The 13,730-nt window shown below is 41.7% G+C and carries 14 protein-coding genes and 1 tRNA gene; 3 read left to right on the top strand and 12 right to left on the bottom strand.

The features are described from left to right. Positions 1 to 452: 452 nt before the first annotated feature. Positions 453 to 887 carry a DUF5392 family protein gene (locus BN6556_RS12755; protein WP_066192034.1) on the bottom strand — a complete coding sequence of 145 codons (435 nt, stop codon included), beginning with the start codon at positions 885 to 887 and terminating at the stop codon, positions 453 to 455. Positions 888 to 1,005: 118 nt separating this feature from the next. On the opposite strand from BN6556_RS12755, the gene BN6556_RS12750 reads away from it, so the two are divergent. Continuing rightward, positions 1,006 to 1,728, top strand: a complete 723-nt coding sequence (locus tag BN6556_RS12750; RefSeq protein WP_066192032.1) for a metallophosphoesterase family protein — start codon at positions 1,006 to 1,008, stop codon at positions 1,726 to 1,728. A gap of 49 nt (positions 1,729 to 1,777) precedes the next feature. On the opposite strand, the gene trmL is transcribed toward BN6556_RS12750, so the two are convergent. Both trmL and BN6556_RS12740 read right to left on the bottom strand, forming a co-directional pair. Beyond that, a complete protein-coding gene (gene trmL, locus BN6556_RS12745; RefSeq protein WP_066192030.1) occupies positions 1,778 to 2,251 on the bottom strand; it encodes a tRNA (uridine(34)/cytosine(34)/5-carboxymethylaminomethyluridine(34)-2'-O)-methyltransferase TrmL in 474 nt (157 codons plus the stop codon). Between the two features lie 71 nt (positions 2,252 to 2,322). Beyond that, positions 2,323 to 3,147 (bottom strand): amidase domain-containing protein, encoded by an 825-nt coding sequence (locus tag BN6556_RS12740; RefSeq protein WP_235817526.1) that lies wholly within the window; start codon positions 3,145 to 3,147, stop codon positions 2,323 to 2,325. A gap of 186 nt (positions 3,148 to 3,333) precedes the next feature. Here BN6556_RS12740 and BN6556_RS22135 point away from each other — a divergent pair, with 186 nt between their 5' ends. Further along, positions 3,334 to 3,486: a hypothetical protein gene (locus tag BN6556_RS22135; RefSeq protein WP_161485705.1), complete on the top strand. Its 153-nt coding sequence runs from the start codon at positions 3,334 to 3,336 to the stop codon at positions 3,484 to 3,486. A gap of 174 nt (positions 3,487 to 3,660) precedes the next feature. Here the strand turns inward: BN6556_RS22135 and BN6556_RS12735 are convergent, their stop codons facing one another. The 4 genes from BN6556_RS12735 to BN6556_RS12720 form a co-directional block, all read right to left on the bottom strand. Further along, entirely contained in the window at positions 3,661 to 4,185 is a 525-nt protein-coding gene (locus tag BN6556_RS12735) for a methylated-DNA--[protein]-cysteine S-methyltransferase (RefSeq protein WP_078060218.1), read from the bottom strand. Positions 4,186 to 4,318: 133 nt separating this feature from the next. Next, positions 4,319 to 5,446, bottom strand: a complete 1,128-nt coding sequence (gene queG / locus BN6556_RS12730; RefSeq protein WP_066192029.1) for a tRNA epoxyqueuosine(34) reductase QueG — start codon at positions 5,444 to 5,446, stop codon at positions 4,319 to 4,321. Between the two features lie 52 nt (positions 5,447 to 5,498). Further along, positions 5,499 to 7,199 carry an ABC-ATPase domain-containing protein gene (locus tag BN6556_RS12725; protein ID WP_066192027.1) on the bottom strand — a complete coding sequence of 567 codons (1,701 nt, stop codon included), beginning with the start codon at positions 7,197 to 7,199 and terminating at the stop codon, positions 5,499 to 5,501. A 190-nt stretch (positions 7,200 to 7,389) separates the two neighbouring features. Beyond that, positions 7,390 to 7,463, bottom strand: a tRNA-Gly gene (locus BN6556_RS12720). A gap of 146 nt (positions 7,464 to 7,609) precedes the next feature. On the opposite strand from BN6556_RS12720, the gene BN6556_RS21960 reads away from it, so the two are divergent. Further along, the gene (locus BN6556_RS21960) at positions 7,610 to 7,744 is read left to right on the top strand and encodes a lmo0937 family membrane protein (protein ID WP_130859673.1); all 135 of its coding nucleotides are present in this window, start codon (positions 7,610 to 7,612) and stop codon (positions 7,742 to 7,744) included. 18 nt (positions 7,745 to 7,762) lie between these two features. Here BN6556_RS21960 and zupT read toward each other — a convergent pair whose 3' ends face one another. The 5 genes from zupT to BN6556_RS12695 all read right to left on the bottom strand — a co-directional run bounded on the left by zupT (position 7,763) and on the right by BN6556_RS12695 (position 13,673). Next, the gene (gene zupT, locus BN6556_RS12715; protein WP_078060093.1) at positions 7,763 to 8,572 is read right to left on the bottom strand and encodes a zinc transporter ZupT; all 810 of its coding nucleotides are present in this window, start codon (positions 8,570 to 8,572) and stop codon (positions 7,763 to 7,765) included. 500 nt (positions 8,573 to 9,072) lie between these two features. Continuing rightward, entirely contained in the window at positions 9,073 to 10,539 is a 1,467-nt protein-coding gene (locus BN6556_RS12710; RefSeq protein ID WP_078060092.1) for a PH domain-containing protein, read from the bottom strand. Continuing rightward, on the bottom strand, positions 10,529 to 11,011 hold the full coding sequence (locus BN6556_RS12705; protein WP_066192023.1) for a PH domain-containing protein: 483 nt from the start codon (positions 11,009 to 11,011) through the stop codon (positions 10,529 to 10,531). Before BN6556_RS12705 ends, BN6556_RS12710 begins: the two co-directional genes overlap by 11 nt. Positions 11,012 to 11,447: 436 nt before the next feature. Continuing rightward, on the bottom strand, positions 11,448 to 12,188 hold the full coding sequence (gene larB, locus BN6556_RS12700) for a nickel pincer cofactor biosynthesis protein LarB (RefSeq protein WP_066192021.1): 741 nt from the start codon (positions 12,186 to 12,188) through the stop codon (positions 11,448 to 11,450). 21 nt (positions 12,189 to 12,209) lie between these two features. After that, complete coding sequence (locus tag BN6556_RS12695; RefSeq protein ID WP_066192019.1) at positions 12,210 to 13,673, bottom strand: gluconokinase; 1,464 nt, start codon at positions 13,671 to 13,673, stop codon at positions 12,210 to 12,212. Positions 13,674 to 13,730: the final 57 nt, after the last annotated feature.

The raw sequence follows: 13,730 nt of genomic DNA, 5'->3' as shown, positions 1-13,730 counted from the left end.
ATAAACAATAAAAACTTGTAAAAAAAGCCTAATTATTGATTTGTACAATTTTTTGAATAATCTTTCATTTCGAAAGCCACATACATGATGTGATCGCTAAGCGTTGATCTTAAAGAGTTCCGTTCGAAAAATCCATTACAAAGGACACATTGAAATTTTGTGTTGCCTTGCACTTTTTTGGTCCATTTTAACAACCTTTGAATATAAACATAAAAAGTGAGAAATTGACTGGTGACAAACTCACTCAAATGATATGAATCGCTTTGATAAAATGTTGGACTATTCACCAATAAATAATAGCTATGACAGGTGTTTACATCAAGCACGCACAAGTTGTCATTTAAAAAAAACCGGAAGAGGAGGCGGTAATTCGTTAGCTCTTCTTCCGGTTTTTCTATGATGAACGCATGATAACACCACTAACTATGCTCTATGATGATAGCGTTCGTTCATTAACCTGTCATTCTATTTTTTCGATCATTCTCTTCCGTTAAAAATTGCAGAAATGTCTGCAAGCTTAATCGAGGTTGAGATTTTATTATGGAAATATAATCCTTCTTCTGATAGTCATTGATGACATCACTTGTTTGAATCCGATCTACCATATGTTCCTGTTCAATCGTTCTAATTTGTTTCTTAATGTGACGAGACTCCTTGTATAAGGCAACACCTATCGCCGCAATCAAGGCGTAAACAATCAAGAAACCATATGCTAAACCATCCATCATCAACCACAGAATAAGGTTAATGACTGAAAAAAATAAAAGTGGCAAAGCAAACATTTTATATTTAGCATTCTTTTTAAGCAATGGCGTTAACTTTTCAAACAAACCTTCTAGTTCTTTCTTCATAAAAACAGGTAAGTCTTTCGCAAAATAGGAGAACATGCTACCCCTCCAATGATAAAATTGATTACCTTACTATTATATGTCTCCACTGTTTCCCGCGTCAAAACCTTTGCCTTCCGCCGTTTTAATATTTTATGATAGAGATAGGAGGGATAACATGAGAATAGCATTTTTATCAGATATTCATGGGAATGCAGTGGCGTTAGAAACAGTACTTCAAGATATAGAGCAAAAACAAGTGGACCGAATCGTTGTATTAGGGGACCTTGCCTTTCGTGGTCCGGATCCTGCCAAATCGATTCAACTGATTCGTTCCCTTCAAACGGATGTCATTAAAGGAAATGCGGACGAGTGGGTAGTTCGAGGGGTTCGTGAAGGGGAAGTTCCGCAAAAAGCGCTTCCGATCATGCAGGAAGAACAGCAGTGGACCCGTAAACAATTGAGCGAAGATGACATTAACTATCTAAGTAATCTGCCAACAGAGCTAATTCTTACAACGGAAGGTACAAAAATACACGCCTTTCATGCCACACCGAATAGCTTATTTGATGTGGTGCTTCCGCATTTTTCTGACCATGAATTAATCGACAGCCTGACCACTAATGAAGATGCAGATTTATATGTATATGGTCATATCCACAAGGCTTATCAGCGGGTTATTGAGGGGAAAACCATTATGAACCTTGGTAGTGTTGGATTGCCTTTTGATGGTATAACCAAGGCGTCTTATGTAGTAGCAGATATAACAGATAACCAGCTACAAACCAGCCATATTCGGGTAGCTTATGACATCGAAAAGGTATGCCAACAATATGAAGCAGGTGATTATCCCAATATAGAAGCCATGCAGACAATTTTACGGACAGGACACAATACATGATACGCTTTGTAAAAAAGCATCCCTCACTGGCGAGGGATGCTTCTCGTATTTAATGCAGACCAGGAAATCCTTGCTGTTTTAATACATCATAAATAACAATGGCAGCTGTATTAGACAGGTTTAAGGAGCGAACCTTATCCGTCATCTGAATACGCAAACAATGATCTTCCTTACCTTCCAGCAATTCTTTTGGTATCCCCGTTGTCTCTCGTCCAAATACAAAGAACCATTGCCCTTCTGCGTTACTAAAATCAAAATCCGAATAATAATGCGAGCCAAAGTTTTCAATATAATAAAAACTACCAGCTGGATAAGTCTGATATACTTCCTCTAATGAATCATAATAATTTATTTTCACATCATGCCAATAATCCAGCCCAGCCCGACGCAACATTTTATCGTCCGTTGAAAACCCGAGTGGTCGAATTAAATGCAGGTGGACGTTGGTTGCCAGGCACGTTCTGGCGATATTCCCCGTATTAGCTGGTATCTCTGGTTGATATAATACGATATGTACTGCCAATCTGCTTCACCTCAACTATCGCTTGTTAACCTATCATATTATATCATACTCGCTGGCTTTTGCACGTATGGTCAATCGCTAATTCGAAAAAAACGATACTCACATGCTGGTGTCCAAGCTGCTGAATCTTCATAGGTCCAATATCGATTTCTGCTGTTATTGGTGTGCGCATTCACTAACGGTTGATTGTTGCTATCCTTTGCCACTACGATTGTATTATGGTCCCACCTGCCATCCCCTTGAAAGTCATAACAAATGACATCCCCTGGCCAGAGGTCGCTCGCTTGACTGACCTCACCTCCATTCCACCCAGCAACTGCCCCGCTTAGATACCAACGAAAAGAATGGGCAACAGACCAGCTGTAACTCCATTGATAATCTTGGTACCACCATCCTTTCGAACGATTGGGCATGCCCGTCATCGGGATACCGCCAGCTCTCAGACATTGTGATATATAATTGGTACAATCATCCTCTTCAAAAAAAGGATAGGCTGGATTCGCCCCATTCCACCACCGTTCTGCATATTGAACGGCCGCTCTGCGATCATAATAAAAACGAGTAAAATCGCTTGTCACCTCTATCTCCCGCTGCCCTGTTCCTTTATTAATTGGATTGGGCTGTTCAGCTATTACATGACCATTCTCTAAGTAGGCGGTGCGGTCTTGTACGATTTCTTCATGATAATAAGTTCCTTTATCTTCGATCAGCAGCTTCGTATGTAATTGATAGCCGATTTGCTGCTGCCCATTCTTTCTGCTTTCTTGTCGTTGTTTTGCAAATAAATCAACTTGTTTCAACCGTTTTTGTCGTTGTTGCTGAAGTGAATAAATGGTGTGCAAATGGTGTGCCCACATGGATTGCCAATACTGATATACCAAGTTCCATTCCGACACTATCTCATCTCCTTCAAAAATTTTTTATCCCTACCCATAATTTATTCCATACTATCGTATAAATATGACTAGATAAGATGAGTTATGAACCAGTAAAAGTGGATGGGGTTTTAGCTCGCTTATCGTGATTAAAACATGTATGATTAGAGTATGGAATAGGAGAGTATAATTTAGGAGGTTAATCCTATGAAAAGATGGTTAGCGATGTTAAGTATATCTACCATAGCCATTGGCAGTTTAACGGGTTGTATGGATGTTCGAAACCAAGATGACGGAACACCACCGCCCCTAGAAGAAGCCCCTGATCAAGACGATAATCCTGCTGAAGGTGAAAATTAATTACCCAAAAAAGTAGTGGGGTTATGAAAGGTTAGCGCTGCGATAAAGCAAGACTTATCAGGATATATAGTGGCCGTTGGTTTCCATAACCATTTCAATTTTGCGCTTTTACAGCGAGAAAATTTACGGACACTTAGCGTAGTGATAAATAAAAACAGGTAGGCCACATACGGTCTACCTGTTTTCTGTATCGGCTTGTTCCAAGGCCAATAAATATTCTTTTTTATCCAGTCCACCGCCGTAACCTACCAGCTTACCATTTTTACCAATGACGCGATGGCATGGAACAATGATCGATATCGGATTCTTGTTGTTCGCCCCACCTACTGCCCTTACAGCTTTCGGTGCAGCAATATAATCAGCGATATCCTGATAAGAACAAGTCGCACCATAAGCAACCCTTGACGCTAATGCCTGCCATACCTTTTTTTGAAAAGTCGTGCCATAGAAACGATAATCGATCGAAAAAGTCGTACGTTTTTGCTGGAAATATTCATCCAACTGTGTAATAACCGGCTCCAGTTCTGCCGTTGATTCTTGGAAAGTCGTGGGTAATTGATGCTTCTCAGACCATTTTGTCAAACGTTCTTTTACCGTTTCCATCGTTCCATATTTTACATAAATCAGCTTCCCTTGATAACGCAGCAATACTAATGGTCCAATTGTTGACGAATAGGTGGCATAATAGATCTGACTCATAATTGTCCCCGCCTTCATTTTTTTTAGTTTCTGAAACATTATTAAAGTGAAGCTAGAGTTTTCTTCATCCCTTACTGATGGCTGGCGAAACATATCAGGATGTTTAACCACCTACTTGATCTGTGTAGGGCGGTTAGCGCTGTGATAAACCTTTCTTCATTTCTGCTAATACTTCAGTGTCTTCTTCTATTGTCATCGCTGTTTTCACTGCTTCTACACCGGACACTTCCCCTATTTTACCAAGCGCCCAGGCCGCTGTGCCTCTAATCACTGGTCTGGGATCGTCTTTCATCAAGCGAATCAATTCGGGCACCGCCTCTGTTTCCTTATAATGGGCGAGAGCAAGGATAGCATTGCGTTGTAGCGGTTTTTTACCTCGCCACGAACCTGCCATTTTACCAAATTTATCCTTGAATTGACGATTAGAGATAGATAATAACTCAAGTAAACGTGGTTTGACCAAATCGGGATCTGGTTCGAACGCTTCGTGATGATGGAAGTCCACTCCTTTGTTATAAGGGCAGACAACTTGACAGGTTTCATAACCATAAATAAAATTCCCCAGCTTATCCCTGTGTTCATCAGGCAGATAACCTTTCGTTTGCGTCAAGAAAGCTAAACACTGCTGAGCATTGAGACGCCCCGGCTCTACCAAGGCGCCGGTTGGACAAGCGTCTAGACATTTGGTACAGCTACCACAGCCTTCGACCATTTGCTCGTCAGGTGAAAAAGGGATATTGGTGATCATTTCACCCAAATAAATATACGAGCCAAATTCCGGTGAAATAATAAAAGTGTTCTTGGCGCTAAAGCCTATGCCTGCCCTTTCAGCTACAGCACGATCAGATAATTCGCCAGTATCCACCATCGATCGCTGCACAAAACCAGAAACTCTTTCCTGCAAAAAAGCGGACAGCTTAGCGAGCTTTTCTTCCAACACGATATGGTAATCCGTTCCCCATGAGGCACGACAAAACATCCCGCGCCGATCCCCTTTTACACTTTTTACATCATGTTTTAGTTTGGTTGGATAAGCCAATGCAATCGCAATAATTGATTCTGCTTCGGGCAGTAATCTGTCTGGTTCGGTTCGCTCTCTGATGGTACCTTTTTCAAATCCTGACAAGTAGCCTGCCTCTTCTTGTGCTTGTAACCTGGACTTTAATTCGGAAAAGGCGCTTGCGCTAGCAAAGCCAATCTGATCGATGCCTATTTCTTTGCTGTATTGGATCAGCTCTTCTTTCAATTGTTGATATGCCACGGCACTCTCTCCTTTCTGTCCTAGCACAAACTTTCCTGATAGCTTGCTCGACTTATTGCACCTTTGCTGTGCGCAACCTATTCAGACAGGCGGCAATCTCAAATCGTCTCGGTCGTGCCAAATCACCTGGGTGTTGCTGTGGAAAAGGACTAAACGCCGCCAGTCCTTCCTTGTTCATCGTTTCTTCAATTTCATTTAATAAAGCAGGTAATGATCGTTTTTGTCTTAAGATTTGTTTTGCCTCTAAATACCGTAATATTTCTGCTATCGCCCTTGTTTGTGAACTGTCAACGATTTGTTCTACATTTTGTAGCTGCACGGTGGTTGTACCAAGCAAAATAGTCGATTGATCCTTTGCTTGTACTTTCTTTTTTCTCCCTTTATACAATTGGAAACTATCTGCTAAAAAGACGCGCTCTCCTATTTCGGTTAGCGGAGAGTCACTGATAGGCTGACGCGAAATCGGATAATTGGCGACAATCTCTTGTGCTTTATTGGTTACATTCACCATGCGGTATTGGTCCATCATCCAGACCTCGTCTGCCACATCGAAATAGTCACCCGATCCGCCCATTACCAAGACTGTTGATACCCGTAATTGATCACGCAACTGCTTAATACGGTCAATAAATGGCGTGATCGGCTCTTTCTCTTGATGTACTAGCTCCTGCATGCGCGCGTCACGGATCATGAAATTGGTTGCACTTGTATCCTCATCGATAAGTAAGGCATGGGCACCTGCTTCCACTGCCTCGATGACATTGGTTGCCTGCGAGGTACTACCACTTGCGTTTTCTGTCGTAAATCGCACCGTATCTTGGCCATGGGGCAGATCATTAATAAATGGAGATATATTTACCGAAGTAACCTGACGTCCATCCTCTGCCCGGATTTTAACAGCGGCCGGATCAGTTAGGACATACTCACGTCCATCTCCATGAATATGATGATACACACCTCTTTCCAGTGCCTGCAGTAACGTACTTTTCCCATGATAGCCTCCCCCGACAATCACATTTATCCCTTTTTTCATGACCATTCCTGTTAGAGGCTGCTCACGATGGGGGAGGTCAATCGTTACTTGGTTTTCTGTCGGGCTTTGAAAGGGAACGGCTTGCTTCATCGGCCGATTACTAATACCGCTTTCCCTTGGCAAGATGGCTCCGTCCGCAATAAAAGCAAGCCAATCATTCGCTTCCATTTTCTCGCGGATTGCCACATGCTGATCGGCAAGTTCTGCACTTCGTTCTAATTCCTGATCGGTTATCGTAAATATCGACTGTTTCAAAAGTGCTGGAATAATCGTAAAGATCAGTTTTTCTGCTTCTTTACCGTTAATGCGCCGTCCATTTGCAGGCAGTCCGATCGATAAACAAATAACTAGCTCCTCTTGGCGTATCTGAACCGCTGTTCGTTCCAAAATTTCCTGACCTGGTTGATCAATCTGAACGAGGCCACTCTTACCAGATCCTCTTGCTTGGCTAGACTGCTGCTGGATAGCCTTGGCAACCGATCGTGCTATGCGATCTGCTACGTAAATATTTTGTTGTTTGTTATTGCGCCATGTTTTCTTGATCGGACGTTGCGCTTCCCCAATACGAATTCTGATTTTAGAGGGAGCAGCAAATGGGTCTCCCTGAATATAGTCCATAAACAGCTCGTACCGTTCAAATGAATAGCTGCCTTGTAATTGTTTATATGCCTTATAGCTTTTTCCGTCCATATTGCGTAAGAGTTGTTGTAGTTTTCTCATAATAATATAAAACTCCTCTTTTCAGTATCGTCATTTCATAGGATACAAGCTAATAGAGGTTGACGCAAGCGTTATAGTCGAGGAAGCAGTGGAGATATTGTACTTTTTTAAGCTGAGGGAATATATTAAAAAACACAGAAAAAAACGTAATGCTTTATTAAAAACAAAACACTACGTTCACACCTATGTATGGAGCGGGTGAAGGGAATCGAACCCTCGACATCAGCTTGGAAGGCTGGGGTTTTACCACTAAACTACACCCGCATATGTAATATGTAAGAGGTTCCTTATCAAACCCACGTCCATTATTATAACAAGCAGCCCCCTTCCTTGCAATAGATATTGTCAAAAAAGTTTAAAATTTTAGATATTGGGTATTTTAATGCTAACAAAGGAAAGAGGTGAATGCATTGATTTGGACAATTATTGGAATTTTGATATTAATTTGGCTACTCGGCTTTGTCTTTAAAATTGCAGGTGGGTTCATTCACATCTTATTAATTATTGCCTTAATTGTATTCATTGTCAAAATGATTCGCCGTTGAGTCAGTTAAAGCACATGTTTAGATAAACAATAATAGACTAAGAGCCATTACGCCCATCCCCAGCATCAAACCATAGATAGAGGTATGTGTTTGATCATATTTTTTGGCGGCAGGTAATAATTCATCCAATGATATAAACACCATAATGCCTGCCACAGCCGCAAAAATAATACCGAAGATCATGTCATTAAGAAAAGGCATTAAAAAGAGAAAGGCAACAATAGCACCAACAGGCTCCGATAACCCAGATAAAAAGGACAAACGAAAGGCCTTCTTTTTATCACCGGTTGAAAAATAAATGGGAACCGATACAGCAATGCCTTCTGGAATATTATGGATCGCTATAGCCGTTGCAATGGGAATTCCTAATACTGGATCCTGTAAGGCAGCGGTAAAGGTAGCGATCCCCTCCGGAAAATTATGAATGGCGATCGCCAAAGCAGTAAACGTACCCATTTTCAATAATTCTCCATCTCCGTTAGGGTTTTTTTGCATCTCTTCTACTTTCTTCAATTCGTGTGGATTACCTTGTTTGGGAATGAATTTATCAATAAGAGCAATAACGACCATGCCGGCAAAAAAACTTACTACTGTCACCCATTGACCTGTAGTAGATCCTAGTTCGCCAACAAGCGAATCCTGGGCCTTCACAAATATTTCAATCATCGATACATAAATCATAACCCCTGCTGAAAAGCCAAGCGCCCAAGATAAAAATTTGGTATTGGTATTAGAGGTGAAAAAGGCTAGTAAACTGCCAACCCCTGTTGCAAGGCCTGCCATTAATGTTAAACTAAATGCAAATAATAGACTTCCGTCGAGTACCACTTGTTTGCTCACCTCATCTAGTCACTGTTACATTCTGTTCTCTATAGTATGTTGCTTAGCGCCAAAAGTTTACCCTAGGCAAAATTTTACCCTTTAGAGCATGAAACGTCAATATATTGATGAATAAATAAAGGCAGCTACTTTTCGAATAATTCAACTTTGTACAGGCAAACACGAGGAGAATATTTGCCTTCTATCTCCAGAGCGCTTCCAAATACATACTACATAGAGGAGATAGTACGGCTCCTTCTCCTCATCCATCTTATCAGTATTCCGATTAATTCGAGCTCAAAATGGATCCAAATCCTATTGTACCTGGGAATCTGTGCTTTCTTAACTTATAAGAAAAACCGGGCACTCAAAGTAATTAATGAACTGCCGATAATCTATCTTATCGGTACCACCATTCATTCAAGGTCAGAATCATCCCAAGTCCTATTATACCAAAGATTATATGCTCTCTTACCAAAAAGGTCTGGAGTCAAAAGTGACTTCAGACCTTATTCTTTGCGGTACGAGTACCAATCTGCTATTGCGTTACTATTTTCGACATTCATTTCCTTTACAACCACATGCCTGCCTGATATTTTGTTCAAGACCGCCATATCAATAGTAGCCAAGGCTTGTTTACGGTGCAGAATATGCTGTTTTCGTTGAAATGCTTGAATTCTTCTTTGCTGAATAAGAACCGTGTCCTTACCTATAGTTCGGTTTTGCACCATTATCTGCCTATTATCTATGTGATATCCACAAGTACGGTGTATAGCGACACCCAATAAGCAAGCTAAAACGAAAAATATCGCCGGAATCCAAATGAATTTCAAAAAGAAAATACCTACCACTACCGTTGCAATTAATGGGATAATCGCCGATCTAAACAAATAATAAGGTAATGCTTTTTTCGGAAGTCGCGTCATTTTTTCATCCGAATAGTGATATTCTGGCAGTAAAGCGGCTAAGAACTCCGTAATCTGACTTTTTCTAATTAAAGGAAAAATAACGGTATACATCTCTTGATTTTGCGTTGCTTCCCCACTTGCAATCTCTACATAGACCGTCACAAACCCTAGTGGCTGATGAATGATAGACTCCTTGAAGCCAACTGCCTGGATTCTGTTCAACGGAATAGTTGACTGTTTCTTCTCCAATAACCCTCTTGTAATAAATAATTCTTTGTCATAACGAGTAATTGTAAAGTTCCAATATTTAAGCACGGTCTGTAGAATACTTAACAACCAGAGCACAAAAATCGTTATCACCGCGAAAATAATCATTAACTGCATCCCTAAGGAGATCACCCAGTTAGCGGCATCATTGTAGACATGATCAGGAATCAGGCTTTCTACTTGAGAAAAGGCAAGACCAAAAATACCAAGAACAATCCCAAACCCAGCAGAAGTTGAGCCTGCAACTAACAATGTTTTTAAGGTTATCTTCTGCTGTGGATAGTCTTTGACGGGTTGTTCTTTCTCCACTTCTTCTTGGCTAGCCTGGTCCGCCTCGTCCTCTGACCCTTCTGCTTCTTGTTTTTTATATTTTAGTTGATCATGGACTCTTTTACCATCCTCCATCGAAACAGCAGATAAGGCTGCATCTGTGGATGGATCATTCCCAGCAGTCTCTATTTGCACCTTGGTCAGGCCAAAGATGCGATGAATGATATTTTGTGTTAAATCAATCGACTGGATACGATGCTTCGATATCGTCCGATTCTTACGGATCAATATCCCTTTTTCAATCAGCAGCTGGTCATCTTCGACCCGATACGTGAACCGCATCCAAGATAAGACACTGAATAAGATACCTAGGGCTAGCAATACGACGGCGCCAATAACTAGATATATTAGGGCACCATTACTAATAATCACAATAGCCAATGGTAATAAACCAAGGACGGACTGCTTAATCGCTTGGATAATATTAAATATGACGGCTGCTGGATGTAATCGTTTTGGCTCAGACATCATCTTGTTCCACCCTTGCTAATTCGGAGATTTGATCTCGTAAATCAGAGGCCTCCGATTCTAGTAAAGCAGGTATTTGATGCGTGGTTGCCGCCGTCGATATTTCTAGTGTAGCTAATTTGTATTTCTTTAAAATCGGTCCCTGCTGTGTGTCCACATGCTGTACGCGGATCATTGGCACGATCGTCCTCGTCACGATTAATATACCATGTTGTATGTAGATTTCTTGATCATAAATCTGATAGCGCCATCTCCGCCATCTTAGTCTAGGAATGACCTGCGCCGTCAAGACCCATTCCAATAAAGATACCCCTGCAACGGCAAAACCAATCCATAGCGGCAGATCATCTATAAAATATACTAAGACAAAGTACGCAATCGTAATTAATAGTGCGATCACTGCAAATAAATGCGCTGTAAGCTGCCAGGCCTTGATGGCATCTCTGGCGATTCTCACGTTCGGTTGTTCTCTCATCTCTTTTCACTCCTTCTCCATTTTTATACGTTGTTGTTTACCAAAAGGTTTCACTATCATGTCCATTTACATTATGGCAGATACAAGCCATAATTAACAACAAGAAAATGGCGAGGAATAGAATTCTTATACATGGACCGATTTTAATCATTTGGCTATGTTTGACACTATGCTTATTCCTGAAAAGTGATTTATTTAAAATATAAAAGTTTGTCTATTGGCTTAAAAGAGCAATGCCTGTTCCAAGGCCCACAAGAATTTGTTCTTAAGGACTGGAAGGCGCATTTTCTATACCGGTCCATCAGAGTGAGCTCGCGGACTGGAGAGCGCGATTCTCGTTTCTCAATCCATAAGAATCCATACGCTATAGTATTTTTTGTTAGACTGTCGCAACATTTTTTTACAAAAATAGTGTCTATTCCTCATGAATAAGACACTATTGATTCGCTATTCTGTGTATCATGACGGCATTATAGGCACCGCCAAAACCATTATCAATATTGACAACACTGATGCCGGCTGCACACGAATTGAGCATCGTTAATAAAGCAGACAACCCTTGAAAATTGGCCCCATAACCAACGCTGGTCGGCACAGCGATAACTGGATGTGCTACCAAGCCGCCTACCACGCTGGGTAAGGCACCTTCCATACCTGCAACGACTATGGAGACCGTAGCTTGCTGGATCTCTTCTATATGGGCAAATAAACGATGTATTCCCGCTACTCCCACATCATAAAAGCGCCTTACCTCAGCTCCAAATGCCTCTGCAGTCCTGGCCGCCTCTTCCGCGACTGGCAAATCGGATGTTCCAGCACAAACGATCGCTATATATCCTTGCGTGACTGGCAAGCTATTGTCATTTCGCATGATTAGGGTCCTGCTCACTTGGTCATAATCAAACAAAGGTAATGATTCATTTACTTGTTGTGCCTTTTTTTCTTCCACTCTGGTAATCAAGATATTTTCCTGTTTAGCCACCATTGCCCGGGAAATATTAATTAATTGACTAGCCGTTTTCCCTTCACCAAAGATAACTTCCGGAAATCCTTGACGTTTTTTTCGGTGATGATCAAGCTTGGCAAACCCAAGATCCTCAAAGTTCTCTAGTCGTTGTTCTGCCTCTTCTGGCGTTATCGTTCCATTTGCTACTTGTTGTAAAATGTCTCCGAGCATCGTCTCACCCTCGTCCTTATATTAAAAAAATGGCTCAATTGCCTTGGCTAGTGCGCGGTACTTATAGGCAATCGCTTGATAGGCCCGATGATTGTCCAGGTTAGGCTCAATCGTTTGTTTGGCCGGTATATTTTCTTTAATTTGTTCAAAAGATTCCACCTTGCCAACTCCAACAAGCGCCGTCCAGCTAGCTCCCCATGCGGCACCGTGATGCGTATCCGCCACTTGTACAGGCTGACCAAAAACATCAGCAAAGATTTGCACCCACAATGGTGATTTGGATAGGCCGCCATTAATCGATATGGCTGTTGGACGCCCCACAACCTCTTCCACTGATTGCGAGATCTGGTATAGATTGAATACAATTCCTTCCAAAACCGCTCGGACAAGTTGAGGGCGTTTATGTATCATATTCAAACCATAGAAATTCCCGCGTGCCTGTTGATTCCATACCGGTGCACGTTCGCCATTAATATAAGGCAGGAATAAAAGCCCATCAGCGCCAGGTTCCACCGTTTCTGCACCAGCTAAAAATTCCTCATGACTACCCTTAAACTCCAATATATCTTTTAGCCATTGTAAAGCAATTCCACCATTATTTGTTGCCCCGCCGATAATGGAGCTATCTTTAGTGAAAGCATAGCTGAACGTTTCACCGTTTTCGTTGACGTGTTGTCCATTAATCAATTGTCGTATCGCACCACTGGTTCCAACGGTTACGGCTGCTTCACCTGGCTGAATAGCTCCATCCCCCAAGTTGGCTAACTGCCCATCGGCCGCACCTATCACAAGCGGGATACCTTCCGGCCATTCAATATCTGCCGTTACTTCTTGCTTGAGCGGTTCTATCACCGTTGTCGGCTCTACAATAGCAGCCAATTGTGTTTTCTCCACACCAGCTAATGTAAGGACTTGTTCATCCCACTCTAACGTTTTTATATTCATCAGACCTGTTGCTGAGGCCATCGAGTAGTCAATTACACGTTGGTTCGTCCATTGAAATAAAAGGTATTCCTTCATCGACATAAAATAAGCAGCCTGATGATAGGCTGGGTAACTCTGTTCCTTCATCCACATCAGCTTTAACAAAGGAGACATCGGATGGATCGGGGTACCTGTTTTCCGATACAACTCTTTTTTTAAGTTAGCGTCCATTGATTGCACCAGATCACTGCTTCGGCCATCTGACCAAATCAGCATATCAGAGAGGGGATTTCCCGATGGATCCACACAGATTAAGGAATGCATGGCGCATGATATCCCCACGGATACCACGTTGAATGATGTGGTATCCCGAAAAACTTGTCGTAAGACATCCCTCGTAGACGCCTCAATCTGCTGAGGGTTCTGCTCAACAAAATGAGACGCCGGGTAGTAGGTATCAATTAATTGCTCTGCCTCCGCCTTTACTTTTCCTTGTAAATCAAAGGCAACGGCCTTCACACTTGTTGTACCAATATCTAAACCAATAACTAGCTCTTCCATACAATCCTCCTTCTTCCCCATCACACAACAACTGGAATCCCCTTAAAAGAGGATGTT

It is taken from the genome of Gracilibacillus timonensis (genome assembly GCF_900086715.1).
GTDB classification, from domain to species: domain Bacteria; phylum Bacillota; class Bacilli; order Bacillales; family Amphibacillaceae; genus Gracilibacillus; species Gracilibacillus timonensis.
Note: the sequence above shows the minus strand (reverse complement) of the source record. Positions and strands in the feature narration are given on the sequence as shown.

Coding starts and splice junctions, on each gene's coding strand:
- BN6556_RS12755 (WP_066192034.1), bottom strand. CDS start 887: ATGTTCTCCTATTTTGCGAAAGACTTACCTGTTTTTATGAAGAAAGAA.
- BN6556_RS12750 (WP_066192032.1), top strand. CDS start 1,006: ATGAGAATAGCATTTTTATCAGATATTCATGGGAATGCAGTGGCGTTA.
- BN6556_RS22135 (WP_161485705.1), top strand. CDS start 3,334: ATGAAAAGATGGTTAGCGATGTTAAGTATATCTACCATAGCCATTGGC.
- BN6556_RS12735 (WP_078060218.1), bottom strand. CDS start 4,185: ATGAGTCAGATCTATTATGCCACCTATTCGTCAACAATTGGACCATTA.
- BN6556_RS12725 (WP_066192027.1), bottom strand. CDS start 7,199: ATGAGAAAACTACAACAACTCTTACGCAATATGGACGGAAAAAGCTAT.
- BN6556_RS12710 (WP_078060092.1), bottom strand. CDS start 10,539: ATGATGTCTGAGCCAAAACGATTACATCCAGCAGCCGTCATATTTAAT.
- BN6556_RS12705 (WP_066192023.1), bottom strand. CDS start 11,011: ATGAGAGAACAACCGAACGTGAGAATCGCCAGAGATGCCATCAAGGCC.
- larB (WP_066192021.1), bottom strand. CDS start 12,188: ATGCTCGGAGACATTTTACAACAAGTAGCAAATGGAACGATAACGCCA.
- BN6556_RS12695 (WP_066192019.1), bottom strand. CDS start 13,673: ATGGAAGAGCTAGTTATTGGTTTAGATATTGGTACAACAAGTGTGAAG.